A 22,212-nucleotide genomic window follows, 5' to 3' on the forward strand; every position below is an offset into this window, starting at 1 on the left:
ATAAAAAATAATCATCATTCTAAAATTATAAATACAAAAAGTGTAATAACATGGTTATGCGGATTTTTAATTTATAGATATTTACTAAATAAAGATATATTAATAGGAAGTACCATTTTGGATATTATAATTACTATGATATTATGTGTTGTATTTGAATTGATTTATAGAAAGATAAGTAATAAATAAATTGGAGGAATGATGAAAACTATCAATATAAAAAAACTGACATTGACAGCGATATTTGCTGCGATTGCAGTTGTAGGATCTACTTTTAGGGTTTCTGTATTTGGGTCAAAAGCAGCACCTATTCAACATCTTATAAATGTTTTATCAGCAATAATTTTAGGACCTTGGTGGGCTTTAGCAGGAGCATTTATAGCTTCATTTATTAGAAACATTTCAGGATTAGGAACATTTCAGGATTAGAAATATTTCAGGATTAGAAATATTTCAGGATTAGGAACATTATTAGCATTTCCAGCAAGTTTGGTTGGAGCTTTATTAGCGGGATTACTTTATTAAAAAACTAAAAATACATTTTTGCATATTTCGGAGAAGTTTTTGGTACAGGAATAATCGGGGGTCTAGTTTCGTTTCCTGTCGCAGCATTCATTATGGGAAATTTAAAAGTATCATTATTTACATTTGTTATTCCATTTTTAATTTCTACTTCAGTAGTAACTATTATTGCTGTAGTTGTAGTAAATGCTATGCAAAAAACAGGAGTGTTAAATAGAATTAAAGAAGGAAAAAATGATATTTGATGAAAAAACAGAAAATATTTTATTAAATATTAGAAAAGAAAAACCATTAATTCACTGTAATACAAATGTAATTACTATTAATGACTGTGCTAATGTGATCTCATATTTGGGAGCAAGTCCTACTATGGCTCATAGTATATATGAAGTTGAAGAAATAGTATCAAATGCATCATGTTTACTGGTAAATTTTGGAACTACAGAAAATTTTAATGAAATAGAACTTGTGTGTAAAAAAGCAACAAAACTAGATATACCAATTGTTATTGATCCTGTTGGGCTAGCTGCATCTTCATTTAGAAGAAAATTTTTATTAAATCTTTTAGAAAAAAATAAAATTAGTGTAATTAAAGGAAGTATGTCTGAACTATTAGCACTTGCAAAAAATGAAAACACTACAATCGGAGTAGACAGCCAAAGTTATGAAGAAACTTAAAAATCTAATATAGAAACTTTGCAAAAATTATCCCAAAAATTAGATACACTATTAATAGCATCAGGTAAACAAGATTTAGTATTCAGTCCTAATAATACCTCAACAATAACTGGTGGAAATGTCTTAATGAGTAAAGTATCAGGTACTGGATGTATGAGTTCATGTCTTTTAGCAACATTTATCGGAGCAAACAATGATAAATATGATATTCATGATATAGCAGAATCAGCTTGCCACTTTGTAAAAAATTGCGGAGAAAATGCATATAATAAGCTAAAAAGTGAACAAGGAATACATCAATTTAAGATAAATTTTTTAGATGAAATTTCTTTGAGTTTTAGAGAAAATTTAATTTCTAAAAACTGAGATAATTTTTACATTGAAGTTTTAGATTTACCATTCAATTTAATAGTAATAAAAAAAGTATGGATAAAAAAAATATAAAAGTACCATTCCAAACTAAATAATAGAAAAAGGAATTGAAAGGAAAATAAGATTTATACCATTCAATTTAATATTAATAAAAAAAGAAGTGATTTTAATAAGGACTTATATACCATTCAAAAGAACTAAACTTACAATGGAATGGGTTGAGTAATAAAATTTATACCATTCAAAAGAACTAAACTTACAATGGAATGGGTTGAGTAATAAAATTTACACCATTCTAAAAGTGAAAATCATAAAAAGAAATGAAAAATCAAGGTAATAACACCAATTCTTATTAATAAAATATAAATATGAATTGGAAATATAAATAAAAGAGGCTGTTGCAAATATTTAATTATTTTTGCAGATGCCCCTTAGTTTTATATTTTTATTAAATTTTTGTAATTTAAGGACTATTTCTTATTTTGAAACAGTCCCATTTTTTATATTATTTATGAATATTTTCAATTTTATTTTTAGACTCATCAATATCTTTTTTCCATTCATTAAACTTAAACAATAATTCATCAACTTTTGATTGATTTTCTGCGATTTTATTAAATTTAATATCTTCATTTACATTTTCTAAAATATTATATAATCTATTATCTGAACCTATATCGGCATGTTCTATTTTTAATAGTTCTTCTCTAGCTTTTTTAGATTCTTCGGTATCATTTCCAATAAATTTCCATTCATTATCTCGAACGGCATATTGAAATCCTGTGTCAAAATATAGTAAATCATGTCCACCTTTTTCTCCTAAAAGAGTAGGAATTAAATTTACACCATCATTGTAGTTACATTCAGGTATTTTTGCATCTGCTAGATATGCAAAAGTGGATAATAAATCTAACGAAGATGAAAGATTTAATGATATAGAGTTTGGTTTAATAACATTTTTCCATGACGCTATAAAAGGAACTCTAATTCCACCTTCAAATAATGTATATTTTGTACCGGTTAATGGGGAATTGTTGCCGTAGTTGCAAGGCGATCCGCCATTATCAGTCATATAAATTATTAATGTATTTTCACTTTGACCTAATTCTTCAATTTTATCTAAAACTTCACCGATTTTTTCATCCATCAATTCTAATTGAGCTAAATAATATTTTCTTCCATTTGGTAAATTTGGCATAATAACTCCATCATACCAATCTACATATTCAACTTCATCTGGATTAAAATCTTCATATATTGGCAAACCTCTTTTTTCAAGTTCTTCTTTTGGTAATTGCCAAGTAAAATTATGTACTGCATTAAATGTTAACATGCAAAAATATGGATTTTCACTATTTTTTTGATCTTCGATAAATTTCATTGTTCTATCAGCAAATTCATAAGTTAAGAAATTATGGCATTCTACAGGATTTCCATTTTCATATAGAGTGAATTTATTGTGAACTACTGCTTGCTCACCATATTTTTCTTTGGCATTAAATTCATGTTGTAAATAATCTAATCTACCAAATCCAAGTGCTGCAAGCCCATAAAATGATTCATCAAAACCATGTTTATCAGGATTTGATCTATCTCCTGGTTTATCTGGTCCGTAGTGTACTTTTCCGAAATATCCAGTATTGTATCCAGCTTGTTTTAATATTTCTGGAATTGTCATAAATTTATCTGGAGCAAATTTTGCAGATCCAAAATATTTTGCACCCCATCTTTGTTGATATGCTCCAAACATTAATCCAGCTCTACTAGGAGAGCATACTGGAGCACTTACATATCCTTGTTCTAAAAGCATACCAGATTCTCTTAATCTGTCTAAATTAGGAGTATTAACATCTTCATTTACACCTCTAAATGAGACATCCCCGTATCCATGATCATCAGATATTATTAATAAAATATTAGGTTTTGAGCCTTTTAGATTTTCTTTCATTGATATTCTCCCATTAAAATTTTAATATTATTTTAGATTTTAACTAAAGTTTATCACAATATTATTTGATATTCAATTGGTATGAATATCAAATAATTGGAATTTTCTAGGATTGTCAAACATATGTGACAAGAAAGCAAACTAATAATATTTTCAAAAGGCATAATTATAATTAACAAACAATGTATATTTCTCTCAAGGAGAAAAGCAAAGCGTACCTTGACAGGGATAGGCATTGTTTGTAGCATTATGCTGCCTTTTTGAAATAAATTTCAACCATTTCGTTTGGTGTCTTAAATGACAATACTCTTCTTGCTATATTATTTGTTCTTAAGCTATTTAAAATGCCTTATACATTTCTTCTTCGCTCTTAAATCTTTTTTTACTGTAAAATAGATCATTATCTATCTATTGAATTTTATTTATGAATATTTTTAATTTATCTATATTAAAAATTATATCTTTCAATTCTAGTTCTAATTCTTTAATATATAAATAAGAATTATCATTAGATAATAAATAGTCATTTATCAAATTTCTATTGTAAATTTTTGATAAATTCATTAACACATCAAGACTAGGTTTATTATCCCCATTTTCAATTCTTTGATATTGTCTTACACTAATATCTAGAACTTCAGCAATATTTTCCTGAGAATAATTATATTTAATTCTTAAATTTTTTAATTTTAATTTCAGATCCATAGCTATATCTTCCCTATAAAAATAAATTTCAAAGCTTATGAAATTTTTGTCATTGCATTTTATATAAAAATATATTAAAATTAATACAAGTAAAATATTTTTATATATTAATATTTTACAATAAAAATAAAATAAATGAGAGACTAACTATTAAAAGTCAAGAGGTTAAACGAAAAAAATATAAGGATTGATATTGATAAAAACTGAATAAAAATAAGCATGAAAAAATCCCCTAGAATTTAAGACTAAAAAAATAGGGTTAGCAACGTTTTTCATTTTTAGATTGTAATTTACAATTAAACAAAACTAACTTTGTTCTTGATAGGGTTCATTTTTTGTTAACACAGCAAAAATAGTATGACAAAGCTTTCTAGCAACAGCATTAGTAGCTACTAGATGATGCTTTCCTTCACTGATTTTTTTTTGATAATAAGCAGAAAAAACCGAGTCGCAAAATTCAGCTCTAAGAGCAGATTGATACAAAGCACGTCTAAGGTATGGAGAGCCTCTTTTAGTCATATGATTAGAAGTGGATTCAAATTCTCCGGACTGAGAAATACTAGAATCAAGACCTGCGTAAGCAACAAGCTTTGAAGGGTTAGAAAATCTTTTAATATCTCCAATCTCGCCTAATATTGTAGCAGCATTAACAGAACCAATACCTGGAATGGTAGTAATTGAAGAGTTTAGTTTTTCAAGTAAAATTTCAATTTCTTTTTCAACATCTAAAACTTGGTTTTGAATAAAAGAAATTTGTTCAATAAGCATTTTGATTTGTAGGCTGAAAGAATCCATGCAGAAATTAATGCCAAAAGATTTAGAAGCTTTCTTAGAAGGTTCTTCAAGTTTCCTAGAAGCGTACTTCTTTTTAGAAACACTGTCTAAAAAAGATTGTAAATCTTCAGAATTGATATCTTCAAAATCTGAAGGGGTAGAGAAAGTTGAAAGTATTTCTTTAGAAGTCTTACCAAAAATATTGCTAAAAGAAGAAGCATATTCAGGGAAAACTTGGTCTAAAAGAGCAATAGTCTTTCTTTTAAGATCAGCAATTGAGGATACAAGATAAGACCTGAATCTGGAAAGGTTTTTTAAAGATAAATAATCCTCGTTAGAAAGAGAAGTTTCAACAAAATCTCCATAGCGAAGAAGATCGGCTATTAAAAGAGAATCGATAATATCAGTTTTTCTCTTTCTAATTTCAATACCTTGTCTCCAACCATCAGTTTGGATTGGATTAATAACATGAACAGTGAATTTTTTTTCAACAAGATATGAGTATATAGACAACCAATAATGACCTGTAGCTTCCATACCAATTTCAAGTTCATTTTTGAAAGATTCTAATTTGCAGATTAAACTTTCAGCACCATTAATAGAATTTGAAAAAGAAAAAGCTTTAAAAATAACTTTTTTCTTATCATCAATTAAAGAAGCTACATGAGTATTTTTACCAATATCAATACCTAAATAAAACATAAAATACCTCAGAAATAATATTTTAGATAGACACCTCAAAATCTAATAACGTTACTGCCTTATGGTAAATCCGAAGTACCCTGGAAGGGTCAACATCTAACTTATTCGTAAACAGTTAAAAGATTAGAGGACTCACTCTTTCAAGTACGAGATTAAATCCCAAGGAGAAAACGAGTACACTCTATCTAATAACAATATTATACAGTAAAACTGAATAATATTTAGTCGAAAAAGGATTATGGGTTACCTTTAACAACCTAAATACATTATATAAGGAGAATATATGAAGAAAGTAGTATTGGCGCTAGGGGGGAATGCCTTAGGTAACACACCGGAGGAACAAAAAGAAGCTGTGAAATTAACAGCTGAATCAATAGTGGATTTGGTAGAAAAAGGTAACAAGGTTATACTTTCACATGGAAATGGGCCACAGGTAGGAATGATTAATTTAGCAATGGAGTTATCATCAAATATTAATGATAATGTTCCAACTATGCCATTTCCTGAATGCGGAGCAATGAGTCAAGGGTATATAGGTTATCATTTACAAAATGCAATAGAAAATGAATTAGAGAAAAGGAAATTAAATATTCCAACAGCAACATTAATAACTCAAACTTTAGTAGATCAAAATGACCCAGCTTTTAAAAATCCTACAAAGCCTATAGGAGCTTTCTATACTAAAGAAGAGGCTGAAAACCTTGAAAAAGAAAAGAAATATGTTTTTGTTGAAGATTCAGGAAGAGGATACAGAAGAGTTGTACCTTCACCAAAACCTATTGATATAGTAGAAAAAGAATCAATTAATCTTCTATATAATTCAGGTGCTATTGTTATAGCAGGCGGTGGCGGAGGAATACCGGTTGTTAAGGTAAATAACCATTTAGAAGGTGTGCCAGCTGTAATAGATAAAGATTTCACTACAGCTAAACTTGCAGAATTAGTGGATGCAGATGTATTAGTTGTGCTTACTGCAGTAGACAAGGTTGCAATAAAATTTGGGACACCTGAGCAAGAGTGGTTAGATGAAATAAGTGTAGAACAAGCGAAAAAATATATTGATGATAAAGAGTTTGCAGAAGGTTCAATGAAACCAAAAGTTGAAGCAGCTATACAATTTAGTAGCTCAAAAGCAGGTAGAACCTCGCTTATAACATCATTAGAAAAGGCAGCTCTTGGGATAGAGGGTAAAACAGGAACTACTATAACTTTATAATTGAGAGAAATATATGAGAGAAGCATTACTAATACATGATAAACTTTATAGAAAATTAAATCCTAATACAAAAGAAATAACAGTATTAAATGGGACGGTACATTCAAAGTTTAATAAAGCTATAAATTTGCAACTTGATAATGGGCTTTTTTTTAGTGTATTAAATAGAAATATTGATGCTTCTCCTTTTTCAATTTTATTAGATTTAATTAACTTTGATTCAATAGATATCTTTGTAGGTGAAAAATTCTATATTAAAAATAAAACTATTTATTTTAAGAATGAAGTTGTTAGCTATAAAAAAGCTAAAATATACAAACTTAATAAATCTATAATAGATGGAAATAGTGAATATTTAATCCATAATTACAAAATTATTGAAAATAAATTGCAATCATTAAAAGATAAAATAACAAATGAAACTGAAAAAATAATAAATAATAAACTGTATTTAGTAAGTGAAGAACTATTTTTATCATTTAAAAACAATGATGAAAAAAAAATTATGGATATTATAGAAAAGTTAATTGGATTAGGAATGGGTTTAACGCCTTCAGGGGATGATTATATTTCTGGATTGTTACTTATAATTGTTGCGATTAATTCTCCGTTAAAAGAATATAAAGAATTATTTTATAAAATAATTCTTAAAAATAAATACAATACAAATATTATATCTTACGAGATGTTAAAAAATTCTATTGAGGGAGATTTTAAGTCTTTATATACAAATTTCTTAAATAAAGTTTTTAATTGTAAATTAAATTTTGATGACATAGATATGATTTTGAAAATTGGGCATACATCAGGAAAAGATACATTGTTAGGAATATTTACAGGCCTTAAAATTTTATTAATAATATAAATTTAATTTTATAGAAAAGAAAATAGAATATTGTTTTTTACAATAAAAATTTAACTATTAATATAGTTAAAAAGTGGTTGACTAATTAAACGTTTTAATGTTACAATGATATGGGTTTGAATAATTTTTAAATCGAGCCTGCAAACGTAATCATAACATAAGGAGGTACTATGAAAATAAGCACTAAAAGAATAGAAAAGGATCTAGAGGAACTTAAAAAGTTTACAGCTACTCATGGTAATGGAGCAACTAGACTTCCTTTTACAAAGGAAACTCGAGAAGCTGCTGAATATTTGAAAGAACTTTTGAGAGATGCTGAATTAGAAGTAAGGGAAGATACAGTAGGAAATGTTTACGGAACAAGAAGAGGGAAAGATAGTAGTCTTCCAGCTATTGTAATGGGTTCTCATTATGACTCTGTTCAAAACGGTGGAAATTACGATGGTATAGCTGGAGTAGTTACTGCAATTGAAATTGCGAGATTGTTAAGAGACAATAAAGTTCAACTTGAAAGAGACTTTGTAGTTATCGCATTTATGGATGAAGAAGGTATGAGATTTGGTACTGGATATTTTGGCTCAAAAGGAATCTTGGGAGAGCTATCTGTAGAAGAAACAAAGAAAGTTGCAGATAAAGATGGTATTTCTATATATCAAGCAATGAAAGATTACGGATTAGAACCAGAACGTATTCCTCAAGCAGCTTGGCCTAAAGGAAGAATAGGAAATTTTATTGAATTGCACATAGAACAAGGACCTGTTTTGAATACTAATAAACTTGATTTAGGATTGGTAACGGGAATTGTTGGGTTAAAGAGATTTATGGTTACTGTAAACGGAAGAGCAGATCATGCAGGAACTACTCCTATGGATATGAGAAAAGATTCTGTTGAAATGGCAACAAAAGTTATATCAAAAATTCCTGATTATGCTAGAGAAATAGGCAAAAGTACAGTTGCAACTGTTGGGTTTATTGAAACTCTGCCTGGAGGAGTAAACGTAGTAGCAAATTCAGTAAAATTTAGTATAGATGTAAGATCTCTTGAAATTGAAAATGTTAACGAAGTTGTTAAGAGAGTAAAAAATGATTTAGATGAAGTGACAAAACTATATGATGCTGATTATACTATGATTGAAACCTTGGAAATTCTTCCTGCAAAATTGAGTGATAAGATGATTGATATCATGGAAGAAAGTGTAAAGAAACATGGACATTCATATGTTAAATTGCCAAGTGGAGCAGGACATGACTCTCTACCTATTGCTCATAATATAAAAGATACGGTTATGATATTTGTTCCTAGTGAAAATGGACGTAGTCATTCTCCTGATGAATATACACCTTATTCATACTTTGGAAAAGCAACAGATGTTTTGTATGATTTAACTTTAGCTTTATAAAATATTACAAAATTGTTTTATTAATCAAATATATTATATAAAAATAAGGAGGAAATATGTATGATTTAGTTATTAAAAATGGGAAATTAGTAGGGACTGAAAAAATATATGAAGCAGATATAGCTATAAAAGATGGTAAATATGCAGCTTTTTTAGAAAAAGGAAGCAATGTAGAAGCCGATAAAGTTATTGATGCAAATGGAAATTTAGTTTATCCAGGAATTATTGACTGCCATGCTCATATGAATGAAGTTGGATTTGAACATCGTGAAGACTTTGAAACCGGATCCAGAGCTGCTGTATCAGGGGGTATTACAACTCTTATAGATATGCCTCTGAATAATGATCCAGCACTTATAAATGCTAAAATTTTTGATATTAAGCAAGCTGCAATTTCAAAACATTCATATATAGATTATGGTTTATGGGGTGGTTTGGTTGGAGATTATGATGATTCTCCTGAATCAATTAAGTCAAATGTTAATGATTTAGTAGATTTGCAAAAAAAAGGTGTTAATTCATTTAAGGGATTTTTATGTCCTAATGGAGATTTATTTCCTGCTGTAAACTTGGGAAATATTAGAAAATCATTGGAAATATTAAAACCATATGATGCTGTATCAGGCTTTCATTGTGAAGATTATACATTGATTTTAGAAAGAACAAAGGAAGCTAAAAAGAAAGCTCCTAATAGAAATAGAGAAGAAAAAATTTCTGATTTTCTTGAAGTTCATGATGTTTGGGCAGAGTATGTAGCAGTACAAAATGTCTTGGCACTATCCAAGGCTACGGGTGGAAGAGTTCATATAGTTCATATTTCGCACCCAATGGTAGCGGAACTTGTTAAAAAAGCTCAACAAGAAGGAGTGAATGTTACAGCAGAAACATGTCCTCATTACCTTGGATTTACAGAAGATTTAGTGTATGAATTGGGGGCTCCTGCAAAATGTACACCACCATTAAGAACAAATGAAGCAAAAGAAAAGCTTTGGGACTATGTAATTGATGGAACATTATCTTGCATTGGTAGTGATCATTCTCCAGCTATGGATGAAGAAAAAGATGATTCGAAATTAGATATTTGGCAAGCATGGGGTGGATTAAATGCTATTCAATATTTCTTCCCAATGGTGTTTGATATGTTTGTAAATAAAAAAGGATTATCACCAACAATGATTTCTAAAGTATGTGGTGTAAATCCTGCTAAAATTTTTGGATTATATGGAAGAAAGGGAGAATTCCAAATAGGATTTGATGGAGATATTGTAATAGTAGATCCTGAAAAAGAATGGAAAATTGAACAAGAAAAACTATTCACAAAAGGGCATGTTACATGTTTCAATGGTGTTACAGGTAAGGGATTCCCTACGCACACTATAATAAGAGGAAAATTGGTTGCTAAAGATGGAAAGTATCTTGAAGAGGCAAAAGGATACGGTCAATTTATAAGCAACCAAAGGAATAAACAAGGAGTTTAAAAGTGACGGGTAAAAATTTAAGAGATAAAGATATTTATGAAGATCCTGGTCCGATTAGGAAAGATGAAGAAAATTTAGAACCCATAAAACCAGAAGATAGGCCGATGGGGTGGGTATCATACTTAATGCTTTGGCTGGGAGGCTGTATTTCAATTGGAACTCTTGCAATTGGTTCTGCTCAATTAAGTAATGGCTTGAATTTTTTACAAATTTTCTTAGCCGTAACAATTGGAACAAGTATATTAATATTTTGTATATTATTAAATGATAAATTTTCATACCAAACGGGGTCTCCTTATGCAATCCAATTAAAAAGTGCATTTGGAACAAAAGGAAGTATAATTCCAGTTATGATTAGAGGGCTTCCGGCAATTGTTTGGTATGGTTATCAATCATGGTTGGGAGGAAGTGTTATAAATCAAATATCTATTACACTTTTTAATTATGATAATGTTTGGTTATTCTTTTTGGCATTCCAGTTAATTCAAATTATCTTGTCATTAAGAGGATTCAGTGGAATTAGTTGGATTAAAAACATAAGCGGTGTTGTAATGGCACTCGTAATGCTTTATATGCTATATGTTAGTATTACAAGATATGGAGATGTTATTCAAAGCAATTTAGTCAATATTAAAGGTACATGGGGACTTCCATTCTTTGGTGCAATTATGGCTTTCTTTGGGAATTCTACAACTGTAATGCTTAATGCTGGAGACTATTCAAGGCAATTAAAAGTAGGATATGGATTTGCTAAAAGAGGACTTTCATATATAATATCAACTTTGCCTGCAACAATTCTATTGGGATTAATAGGAGCTATGGCTTCAACTGCAACAGGTATTGCTAATCCAATTAATGCATTTTCTACTATGGTAAACAATGATATTATGCTTGTGATAACATTGACTTTTATTTTATTTGCTCAGATGTCAAATAATTTAACTAGTAATGTATTACCACCAACCTATGCTTTTATGGACGCATTTAAATTAAAATATAAACCAGCGGTTCTCATAGTTGGTATACTTGCTATTTTTACTTTCCCATGGGTATTAACAAATGATAGCTCATCTGCTGGATTAGCAATTTTCGTAAAGGTATATACATCATTCTTTGGACCTATATTTGCTATATTAGTAACTGATTACTACATTTTGCATAAAGGAAATGTATCAAAAGAATATCTTGCTGAACTATACAAAAATGATAGTATAAGAAAAGGGACTAACTGGGTAGCGATAATTGCACTTGTTGTTGGTGCAATCATAGGGTTATTAAATGTTGACATATCTTTCTTTACAGCAACAATTCCAACAGCTTTAGTTTACTACCTTGGTACGAAATATTCAAAAATTACGAAAAGATTTAGAAAAGGAACAGCATTAGAGTGATAAAACTAATATGTTTATAAATTTAATATGGGAATAATACCAAATTAATTATGTAAAAAAATAAGATAAAGGATTTTAATATGTACGATTTAATGGTAAAAAATGGAAAAATAGTAAAATCTGATGAAATATTTGAAGGTACAATTGCTATAAGCAATGGGAAAATATCAAAAGTTGTAAAAGGGGATGAAGATTTACCATCTAAAGCAGTTGTTGATGCAAAAGGTAATTTAGTAATGCCGGGAGCAATTGATACTCATGTTCACTTTAATGATCCAGGATATGAGTGGAGAGAAGATTTTGAACATGCAACAGCTGCAGCTGTTTTGGGGGGATATACAACTATTATAGATATGCCTTTACAAAACGAACCAGCATTAACTAATGATAAATTATTTGATATCAAGGAAGAGAAAGTAAGCAAAGAAGCATATTCTGATTATTGTTTTTGGGGTGGATTTGTTCCTGAAAATTTCGATGACTTAAAGGGATTGGATGAAAAAGGTGTAGTTGCTTTTAAATCTTTTTTAGGGCCTGTTTCTCCTGATTATACTCCTTTAAGTTATGGAAAAATGTATGAAGGATTAGAAATACTAAAAGAATTAGATGCAAGAGCTGGTTTTCATGCTGAAGATTTTAGTGTTATCAAAGAAAGAGAAAGAGTTATGCAAGAGAGAGGAAGGCTAGATTGGGAAGGATTCTTAGATTCTAGACCACTTTCTGCTGAATTAATTGCTACAAGAGCTGTAGTTGATATTGCTAAAGAACTTAATGCTAAAGTTCATATATGTCACGTATCTCATCCGGATGTAGCACAAATTGTAAAAGATGCACAAGACGAAGGTTATGATATAACTGCAGAAACATGTGCTCACTATTTAACATTTACTAGAGAAGATGTTATAAAAAATGGAGAACTATTTAAATGTGCTCCTCCTCTAAGAGATCAAAAAGCTGTTGAAGGTATGTGGGAACATGTAAAAATGGGTACTTTTTCAGGAATTGCAACTGACCATTCACCATGTTCATATGATGAAAAATACAAAGAAATTCTAGGACAAAAAATAAATAATGTATTTGATGTTTGGGGTGGTATGAGTGGTGTACAAAGTGGTGTACAAGCTGTTATATCTGAAGGAATTAATAAAAGAGGTGTATCTCCATCAATTATTGTTGAAGCAATGTGTGTTAAACCTGCCAAAACTTTTGGTATTTACGGAAGAAAAGGGGACATTAAAGAAGGTTTTGATGCTGATTTGATTATAGTTGATCTTGAAAAAGAATGGGAAATAACAAGCGAAGAACTACTATATGTAAATAAAATGTCTGGTTATGTCGGACTTAAAGGAAAAGGCAAAACTGTTACTACAATTTTAAGAGGTAAAGTTGTTGCGGAAGATGGAAAGGTAGTAGGTGAAGCTGGATATGGTGAACTTATTAAGAAAATCAAATAAGAAGAGGTTTAAATGAAAAGTATTGTTGAAAATAGAGATATTGATCCGAATATCAGGCAGAAAGTAGATAAAGATTTATTACCTACTGAAGAAAGAGTTATGGATAATATTTCTTATTTTGCAATTTTTTTAGGAGGATTTGTATCCATAGGGACTTTCTCTATGGGGGCAAGTTTGATAGGTATATTAACAGTTACTCAAGTAATAATTGCTATGACGATTGGTTGTGTTGTTATTGCAGTGGCATTAGCTTTGGTTGGAAAAGCAGGACATAAATATGGAATTCCTTTTACTGTGTAATTGAAATCTACATTTGGTACTTCTGGAATAAAAATTCCTGGAGCATTGAGAGGTATTCCTGCTATTATATGGTTTGGATTCCAAAGTTGGGTTGGAGCAGAGGCTATAAATCATTCTTTAAAAGTTTTATTTGGATTTGGTAATTTACCTGTAGTATTTGCTCTATTTATAATGTTACAAGTGGCTTTAGCTATAAAAGGTTTTGAAGGGATTAAGTGGTTAGAAAATATATCTGCTGTATTTATTATTGGTATATTGATATACATGCTTTATGTTGTTAGAACAAATTTTGCTGTTGAGCTGGATAAAAGCTTTGCGGATATTAAAGGAACTTGGGGTATGCCATTTTGGGCAGCTACAACATCATTTTTAGGTATATATTCTACTATGATAATAAATGCGTCGGATTATTCTAGAAACTTAGTTCATAAAACAGGTCCTGTAAAAGCAGCAAGTATTTATACTTTAGCGATTTTACCTGTTACATTATTTATGGGATTGATTGGTCTTTTAGTAACTTCAGCTACTGGTAATTCGGATCCAATTGCTGTTTTCTCTACTACTATGAATAATAAGTTTTTAACTGTAGTAACATTATTGTTTATTGCATTTGCTCAAGTAACAACTAATGTATTAAATAATATAGTTCCACCATCATATATTTTAATGGAAGCATTTAATATAAAATGGGTTCCAGCAACTATAATAGTTGGTATATTATCTGTAGTAGTAATGCCTTGGAAATTAGTTACTCCAGAGTCTGCTGAATTATTAGGATTATTTACAAGATTCTACTCAGCTTTCTTAGGACCTATATTTTCAGTTATGTTTGTTGATTATTTCATTTTGAGAAGAGAGAAGTTAAATCTAAACGATTTTTACAATAAAGAAAATGGACCATTTAAAGGTGTTAACTGGGCTGGTGTTTTAGCTATATTAATAGGTTCAGCAGCTTCATTATTAATCATGGATTTATCTTGGTATGTAAGCTTAATTCCAACAGGAATAGCATATTATGTATTAATGAAAGTATTACCTTCATCTGAAAGATTCAGAAAAGGAACAGTGTTTGAAAATTAGTTTTGAATTTGTTTAGAAAGGCATATTAATTTTGTAAAACCATTAATTAACTTGTTAAAGTATAAAAGGAGTTTTTATGAAAAGTAAAAAGTTTACGCTTTCCACTACAACGCAAATATTATTAGCTACTTTTGGTGGGATTTTATTTGGTGTCTTAGTTGGAGATTGGGCTGCAAATATTAAATTTATTGGAGATATATTTTTAAGATTGATACAGATGTCAATAGTTCTATTAGTAATGTCTAGTATAATTGATGCTATTGGTGGAGGGGGTAGTAAAGATGTAGGGAAAATGGGATTTCATACAATGAAATGGATTTTACTATTTACAATTTTTTCGGCATTATTAGGATTATTATTATCCATTATTATCAGACCAGGGGTAGGAATTGATTTAGTAAATTCATCTGAAATTGGAAAAGTACAAATAGCTAAAACTTCTATACAAGATACTTTAGTAAATTTTGTCCCTAAAAATATTATTAGTTCTATGGCGAATGGAGAAATGGTTCCATTGATAGTATTCTCTGTAATTTTTGGTCTAGCTATGGGGATATATACAAAAGAATCAAATAATGATTTAGTAGTAAAATGGATAAAAGGTATAAACGGTACAGTAACTACTATAATAAAACTTGTAATGAAAGTTGCACCTTTAGGTATTTTTGCTTTATTGGCTGATGTGTCAGGGACCATTGGTTTTTCGGTAATACTTCCAATGCTTAAGTTCTTAGGGCTTCTTTTAATTGGCTGTATTATTCAATTTTTAGTATTAATACCTTTTGTAAGTTTCATTACAAAAGTAAATCCATTTTTAATGCCTAAGAAATTTTTAAATATGTCTATCATGGCTTTAACGACTACTTCAGGTGCTGTAACACTTCCAACTAAAATGAAAGATACTTATGAAAAATTTGGTGTTAGTAGGAGAGTAACAGACTTTACAGGTCCAATAACAATGTCTATGAATAGTACGGGAGCGGTACAATGCTATGTAGCAGCAATTTTCTTCATGGCACAAGCTACTGGTATTAATTTGTCAATTTATCAAATGGGAATGGCTATACTTTTATCTACATTAATGTGTTTAGGGACTATTTCAGTACCAGGAGGCTCTTTAATAGTATATACATTTTTAGCAACTGCTCTTGGATTACCTTTATCAAGTTTATCAATTTTAATTGGGATAGATTGGTTTGCTGGGATGTTTAGAACATTAATGAATGTTGACGTTGATGTATTAATAGGCATACTTGTAGCTAATAAATTAGGGGAATTAGACAGAGATGTTTATAATGGAATAAAAGAAGTACATTATTAATTTAATAAAATAAAAGCAGGTTTATCCTGCTTTTATTTATAGATATCATGTCTATAATTATTTTAAATATTATCATTTAAAAATTTAATAGTTTCGCTAATAAGTTCTTTTGTAAATGATGATTTTGTATCTCTATCAAAATCATGGTCATTAGTATTGACTATGTATTTTGTAGACTTGTATTTATTAGTGAAAGCTAAAAACTCGCTAAAAGGAACATCAGGGTCAGATATTGAATGTGTTATAAATATGGGTTTTGGAAGAGATTCTATTAATAGTAAACTATAGTCTTTATAAAAAAATTTATCACGACCACTATAAATTAAATTTTTCCAAAGACCATTTTGTCTGGCGTAAACATAAAGAGGATATCTAATTTTCAAATCGCCAACAAAGGTATAATCATTAGTAAATTTTTCAATATCTATATTTACTTGTGGAAGTTTATTATAAAAATTGCTAGGTTGTTCATACCATGATTTATCTAATAGTCCATAGGAATAATATAAAATCATTCCATTAAGATGAGATAATTGATGTTCATTTAATCTTGATGAAATTAGATTTACAAGATATCCGCCAGCTGATCTACCAAATAGAAAAAAATTTAAGAAAATTTTAACATTATATATCTGTTTAGTAATTAAAGAAATATTATCTATATAATAATCAATAGATGATAAACAATCCTGTAGTATATAATCTATTTTATTTGCAGGTGCTAAAGGATAATCTAAGGCGAATATAATATATCCAGACTGAATAAACTTTTCAAGGTGGTATTTAGGTAAATCATTTCTATTACCATATATTAAACCACCACCATGAAAATATATAATACTTGCTTTTGGAATAATTTCAGGATTATAGTAAATACTGATAAATTTTTTAGATGAAATTTTTATATCAATTTTTTTCATTTAAACTCCTAATTTAGTTTTTATTTTGGTATATATTTATATTAATTAATTATAACACAAATATCTATAGAATTAGCGATTTTAAATTTTAACAATAAATTTATATAATTTAAATTGAACTTGAAAATTCTAAGCTTTTATAATATAATCATATTATAAAATAAGGTTGAAAACAATATAAATAAGGAGGATGTATGAGTTATATAAACAACCAAGAAGGATTACCAAAACATATATTACAATCCAGATCAGTTATTAAAAAAAATAACTATGCAGTTTTAGATGTAGATGGATTAGTAAAGAATGTAATACCAGGCTATGAAAATTGTACAACTACAATTTTAGGAAGCCCTTTTTTAGGAGCAACTTTTGCTGATTATTTAGTTTTTGCTCATAAAGGAGGTAAAAACACTGGATTAGGTGGAAATGGTATTGAGACTTTCTTATATGTTATGGAAGGAGAAATCACAGTAAAAAATGATGATGTGGAAGAAACTCTTACTAAAGGAGGCTACATATTTTCTCCAGAAGATAAAGTTTTAACTTTTGAAAATAAGACAGATAGTGATACTAAAATGTATGTGTATAAAAGAAGATATGACAAAATAGATGGGTATCAAGCAAAAACATATGTTAACAATGTTGAAAATCTTGAATGGGTTGAGTATGAAGGAATGGAAGGAACATTGATTAAAGATTTGCTTCCAGCAGCTGGAGATTTAGGATTTGATATGAATATGCATATATTAAAATTTACTCCAGGATACTCTCATGGATATGTTGAAACTCATTACCAACAACATGGAATGATTTTCTTATCTGGAAAAGGAATGTATAATTTAGATAATGAATGGATGCCAATTAAAGAAGGAGACTATGTGTTTATGGATGCATATTGTCCACAAGCATGTTATGGAGTAGGAACAGAAGACTTTTCGTACCTTTATTCTAAAGATACGAATAGAGATGTAGTATTATAGGGTGTATATATGAAAATAACAAGAGATGAACTAAAGGATTTAATAACAAATAAACTTCACAAAGCTGGATTGGATAAAAAAGATGCAGAATTAACTGCTGAGTGTTTAGTGTGGTCAGAAGAAAGAGGATATCATTCTCATGGAGCTGTAAGAGTTGAATACTATTCAGAAAGAATTGCAAAGGGAGGGATTAATAATAAACCTAACTTTGAGTGGAAAGAAACTGGACCAGCTTCTGCTATATTTGAGGCTGATAATGGTTCAGGTTTTGTAGCATCTGTAGAATCAACTAAAAAAGCTATAGAAATGGCTAAAAAATCTGGGATTGCAGTAGTAGGTGTTAGAAATGTATCACATACAGGCTCTATAGGATATTATACAGAAATGGCTGCAAAAGAAGGATTGGTAGCTTTGTGTATGTGTCAGTCAGATCCTATGGTAGTTCCTTATGGAGGAGCAGACCCTTATTATGGAACTAATCCGATAGCTTTTTCAGCACCTTCTAAAGACGGAAGAATAATTGTATTCGATATGGCAACTACTGTTCAAGCTTGGGGAAAAATTTTAGATAAAAAAGCAAAGGGAGAAAAAATTCCAGACACTTGGGCTGTAGATGAAAATGGAGATCCAGTTACAGATCCAAATAAAGTAAATTCTTTATTACCAATAGCTGGACCAAAAGGATATGGTTTAATGATGATGGTAGATATTTTTTCAGGAATTCTACTAGGACTTCCATTTGGTGCAGGTGTAAGTTCAATGTATAAAGATCTTTCTAAAGGTAGAGAGTTAGGACAATTTCTTCTTGTTATGGATCCAGCAAAGTTTGGAGATAAAGATGCATTTTTAGAAAACATATCTAAGAGTATGACAGAATTAAATAATTCTAAACCTGCAACAGGATATGATAAAGTATATTATCCAGGAGAGAGAGCAATAATAAGAAAAGAAGTATCTGATAGAGAAGGTATTGAAGTTGTAGATGAAATTTTGGATTACTTGAAGAGTGAGGATGTTCATTATAATAGATATGATAATAAGAACAGATTTGCTGAATAGTATAATTACGGAGGGAAAATGCTTAAAACAATAGTTAAAGAAGGTATGTATAATGATTCTGTTGTACTTATGCTTTTAACAAATCATATTTCAAACTTAGAAAATGTAAAAAAAGTTTCCATAATGATGGGGACACCAGCTAATAAAGATATTTTTAAACAAAGTGGATTAGAAACACCTGAATTATTAGCAGCTACAGCAAATGACATGGTAATAGTTGCAGATGTTGATGAAGATGAAGTAATGGATACAATACTTGAAGAAATGGATAAATTCTTTGAAGATCAAAAAAAGAAAAACAAAAAGAATGATGGAATGCAAGTTGTAAAATCTTGGGATTCTGCATTAGAACAGTTACCAAATGCTGACCTTGCGATTATATCTACTTCTGGAACATATGCAGGTATGGAAGCAGATAGAGCCTTAGATGAAGGTATGAATGTATTTATGTTTTCTGACAATGTTTCTATTGAAGAAGAGAAAAGATTAAAGGAAAAAGCACACAAACTTGGTCTTGTTGTTATGGGACCTGACTGTGGGACGGGTATAATTAATTCTGTTCCAGTAGCATTTACTAACAACGTTTCTCCGGGGAAAATTGGGATTATAGGTGCTTCAGGTACAGGAATTCAAGAGTTGACTACAATTATTGATAGACTTGGAGAAGGAGTAACAAATGCTATAGGTATAGGTGGTAGAGACTTATCTGAAGAAGTAGGTGGTATTACAATGATGGATGTAATTGATGCTACTGAATATGATGAAAATATTGAAGTCTTAATTGTTATATCAAAGCCACCAGCAAAATCTGTAAGAGATAAAGTAAATGAAAGATTAAAATCTTATAAAAAACCTGTAGTTACTTTATTCTTAGGAGAAAAACCAGAATATCATGAAGAAAACTTTTATCATGCTTATACACTAGATGAAGCAGCTAGATTAGCAGTAAGCATATTAAGAAATAAAGAGGTTGAAGAAGGAAAATTATGCATTAGTGATGTTGAGCATTTTGATAAATCTGACAATAAGACTATTAAGGCTTATTATTCAGGTGGGACTCTTGCTGGCGAAGCAGCTATGCTAATTAAAGATGGTTTAAAATTAGAAACTTCTTCTAAAAAAGAACAAGGGTATATGTTAAACAATGAAGGACACGTAGTAATAGACCTTGGTGATGATATGTATACTCAAGGAAGACCTCATCCAATGATTGATCCAAGAAAGAGAATTGAATCAATGACGGAAGCTTTAGATGACCCCAAAACAGGTGTAATTTTGTTTGATGTAGTTTTAGGTTATGGTTCTCATGAAGATATGGCTGGAGCATTACTTCCAGGAATAAAACAATTACAAGACAAATCAAAAGAAGAGGGAAGAAAAGTTTACTTTGTTGCAACAGTATGTGGTACAAGAAAAGATCCTCAAAACTACGACGAACAAGTTAAGAAATTAAAGGATGCAGGAATTATTATAGAAGAAACAAATAAACTTGCTGTAAAAGCTGCATTAAACTTGATTGGAAGTGATTTTGAAGAAAATCATAAAGAAGTTAAAGCTGTTGAAGGTGTTAAGCAATTTGAATCTAAACCATCAGAAAAGCTACAAAAAATGTTAGTAGAAAAACCAGTAGCAATAAATATCGGACTAAAGAGTTTTGCTGAAGTAGTTGATAAGTTTGGAGCAGAAGTTGTTCAATATGATTGGAGACCTCCAGCAGGTGGCGACTTAGAGTTAATGAAAGCTATTAACTTTATAAGAAACTATAAAGAAGTAAATGTTGAAGATGAAAATAAAAAAACAATTTCTAAAGTAATAGCTGCACAGCCTGTATTAAAGGATAATGTTTTAGCTAAAGATGTTATAAAAGAATTAAATGATGGAAAAGTTATATTGCATGCTGGTCCACCAATTGAATACAAGGATATGCCTCCTACAGTAAAAGGTTCATGTATAGGAGCAACTTTATTTGAAAAATGGGCAGACAATGAAGATGATGCTGTAAAATTACTTGAATCAGGAGAAATTAAATTTATACCATGTCATCATGTAAATGCTGTAGGGCCTATGGGTGGAATAACTACTGCTAATATGCCAGTATGGGTTGTTTACAATGAAACACATAATAATTACGCATATTGTACAATGAACGAAGGTATTGGTAAGGTTTTAAGATTTGGAGCTTATTCAAAAGAAGTTGTTGATAGACTTGAATGGATGAGAGATGTTTTAGGACCAACATTAGGAAAAGCTGTAAGATCTATAGAAGGAGGACTTCCAATCAATCCTATGGTAGCTAAATCTATAGCTATGGGAGATGAGTTCCACCAAAGAAATATTGCTGCATCATTAACATTCTTTAAAGAAATGGCACCTATAATTTCTAAAATGGATATGGATGAAACTGACAGATATGATGTAATGAAATTCTTAGCTGATACAGATCAATTCTTCTTAAACATTATGATGGCAGCAAGCAAAGCTATAATGGATGGAGCTAGAAAAGATTCTGATGGAACAGTAGTAACAGCTATGTGTAGAAATGGTGTAGAATTTGGTATTAGAATTGCTGGTATGGGGGATGAATGGTTCACTGGACCTGTAAATACTCCTCAAGGGTTATATTTTACAGGGTATGACGCTGAAGATGGGTGTCCTGATATAGGTGATAGTGCCATTACAGAAACTCTTGGAGTTGGTGGAGTAGCAATGATTGCAGCACCTGCTGTTACAAGGTTTGTTGGTTCAGGTGGATTCCAAGATGCTCTTAATACAAGTAATGAAATGACAGAAATCTATATTGACCATAATCCTAACTTTATTATTCCAACTTGGGATTTTAAAGGCTCAGTTGTGGGATTGGATGCAAAACTTGTTGCGGAAAAGGGCATTACTCCAGTAATCAATACAGGAATTGCTCATAAAACTCCAGGTTTTGGACAAATAGGAGCTGGTACAGTTCATCCACCATTGGATTGTTTTAAGAAAGCAATATTAGCTTATGCTAAAAAATTAGGTTATTAAATTTAATATTTTTAGTAAATTAAACT

Annotated in this window: 16 protein-coding genes and 3 pseudogenes; 15 read left to right on the top strand and 4 right to left on the bottom strand. The window is 30.0% G+C overall.

The window, feature by feature from the left end; translation table 11 throughout:
* The 4 genes and pseudogenes from ABGF48_RS06400 to thiM all read left to right on the top strand — a co-directional run.
* Nucleotides 1–189: pseudogene (locus ABGF48_RS06400) on the top strand (hypothetical protein); the annotation flags it as partial.
* A gap of 12 nt (nt 190–201) precedes the next feature.
* Nucleotides 202–429, top strand: coding sequence for an energy coupling factor transporter S component ThiW (locus ABGF48_RS06405; RefSeq protein ID WP_408105512.1), 228 nt, complete (start codon nt 202–204; stop codon nt 427–429).
* 149 nt (nt 430–578) lie between these two features.
* On the top strand, nt 579–767 hold the full coding sequence (locus ABGF48_RS06410) for a hypothetical protein (protein WP_408105539.1): 189 nt from the start codon (nt 579–581) through the stop codon (nt 765–767).
* Nucleotides 757–1,566 (top strand): annotated as a pseudogene (gene thiM / locus ABGF48_RS06415) (hydroxyethylthiazole kinase). The gene ABGF48_RS06410 and the pseudogene thiM overlap by 11 nt, the downstream one beginning before the upstream one ends.
* Nucleotides 1,567–2,077: 511 nt before the next feature.
* On the opposite strand, the gene ABGF48_RS06420 reads toward thiM, so the two are convergent.
* From ABGF48_RS06420 to ABGF48_RS06430, 3 genes are all read right to left on the bottom strand, one after another.
* A complete protein-coding gene (locus ABGF48_RS06420) occupies nt 2,078–3,520 on the bottom strand; it encodes a sulfatase family protein (protein ID WP_408105513.1) in 1,443 nt (480 codons plus the stop codon).
* 408 nt (nt 3,521–3,928) lie between these two features.
* Entirely contained in the window at nt 3,929–4,225 is a 297-nt protein-coding gene (locus tag ABGF48_RS06425) for a helix-turn-helix domain-containing protein (protein WP_408105514.1), read from the bottom strand.
* 306 nt (nt 4,226–4,531) lie between these two features.
* Entirely contained in the window at nt 4,532–5,701 is a 1,170-nt protein-coding gene (locus tag ABGF48_RS06430; protein ID WP_408105515.1) for an IS110 family RNA-guided transposase, read from the bottom strand.
* A 283-nt stretch (nt 5,702–5,984) separates the two neighbouring features.
* On the opposite strand from ABGF48_RS06430, the gene arcC reads away from it, so the two are divergent.
* The 8 genes and pseudogenes from arcC to ABGF48_RS06470 all read left to right on the top strand — a co-directional run bounded on the left by arcC (nt 5,985) and on the right by ABGF48_RS06470 (nt 16,206).
* The gene (arcC, locus tag ABGF48_RS06435) at nt 5,985–6,917 is read left to right on the top strand and encodes a carbamate kinase (protein WP_408105516.1); all 933 of its coding nucleotides are present in this window, start codon (nt 5,985–5,987) and stop codon (nt 6,915–6,917) included.
* A gap of 13 nt (nt 6,918–6,930) precedes the next feature.
* Nucleotides 6,931–7,782, top strand: coding sequence for a DUF2877 domain-containing protein (locus tag ABGF48_RS06440; protein WP_408105517.1), 852 nt, complete (start codon nt 6,931–6,933; stop codon nt 7,780–7,782).
* Between the two features lie 170 nt (nt 7,783–7,952).
* Nucleotides 7,953–9,182, top strand: coding sequence for a M20 family metallo-hydrolase (locus tag ABGF48_RS06445; protein WP_408105518.1), 1,230 nt, complete (start codon nt 7,953–7,955; stop codon nt 9,180–9,182).
* Nucleotides 9,183–9,238: 56 nt separating this feature from the next.
* A complete protein-coding gene (gene allB, locus ABGF48_RS06450; protein WP_408105519.1) occupies nt 9,239–10,660 on the top strand; it encodes an allantoinase AllB in 1,422 nt (473 codons plus the stop codon).
* A 2-nt stretch (nt 10,661–10,662) separates the two neighbouring features.
* Nucleotides 10,663–12,051, top strand: coding sequence for an NCS1 family transporter (locus ABGF48_RS06455; protein ID WP_408105520.1), 1,389 nt, complete (start codon nt 10,663–10,665; stop codon nt 12,049–12,051).
* An 80-nt stretch (nt 12,052–12,131) separates the two neighbouring features.
* Complete coding sequence (gene allB / locus ABGF48_RS06460) at nt 12,132–13,505, top strand: allantoinase AllB (protein ID WP_408105521.1); 1,374 nt, start codon at nt 12,132–12,134, stop codon at nt 13,503–13,505.
* 12 nt (nt 13,506–13,517) lie between these two features.
* A pseudogene (locus ABGF48_RS06465) lies at nt 13,518–14,885 on the top strand (NCS1 family transporter).
* A gap of 76 nt (nt 14,886–14,961) precedes the next feature.
* Nucleotides 14,962–16,206 (top strand): dicarboxylate/amino acid:cation symporter, encoded by a 1,245-nt coding sequence (locus tag ABGF48_RS06470; RefSeq protein ID WP_408105522.1) that lies wholly within the window; start codon nt 14,962–14,964, stop codon nt 16,204–16,206.
* 62 nt (nt 16,207–16,268) lie between these two features.
* Here the strand turns inward: ABGF48_RS06470 and ABGF48_RS06475 are convergent, their stop codons facing one another.
* Nucleotides 16,269–17,126, bottom strand: coding sequence for an alpha/beta hydrolase (locus tag ABGF48_RS06475; RefSeq protein ID WP_408105523.1), 858 nt, complete (start codon nt 17,124–17,126; stop codon nt 16,269–16,271).
* Between the two features lie 194 nt (nt 17,127–17,320).
* Here ABGF48_RS06475 and allE point away from each other — a divergent pair, with 194 nt between their 5' ends.
* Genes allE through fdrA form a run of 3 tightly spaced genes read left to right on the top strand, consistent with a single transcriptional unit; the run spans nt 17,321 to nt 22,186 of the window.
* Nucleotides 17,321–18,106: a (S)-ureidoglycine aminohydrolase gene (allE, locus tag ABGF48_RS06480; RefSeq protein WP_408105524.1), complete on the top strand. Its 786-nt coding sequence runs from the start codon at nt 17,321–17,323 to the stop codon at nt 18,104–18,106.
* A 9-nt stretch (nt 18,107–18,115) separates the two neighbouring features.
* Nucleotides 18,116–19,165, top strand: coding sequence for an ureidoglycolate dehydrogenase (gene allD, locus ABGF48_RS06485; protein ID WP_408105525.1), 1,050 nt, complete (start codon nt 18,116–18,118; stop codon nt 19,163–19,165).
* 18 nt (nt 19,166–19,183) lie between these two features.
* Complete coding sequence (gene fdrA / locus ABGF48_RS06490) at nt 19,184–22,186, top strand: bifunctional FdrA/YlbE family protein (RefSeq protein WP_408105526.1); 3,003 nt, start codon at nt 19,184–19,186, stop codon at nt 22,184–22,186.
* Nucleotides 22,187–22,212 lie beyond the last annotated feature (26 nt).

Source organism: Helcococcus bovis (assembly GCF_046035835.1).
Lineage (GTDB): Bacteria > Bacillota > Clostridia > Tissierellales > Peptoniphilaceae > Helcococcus > Helcococcus bovis.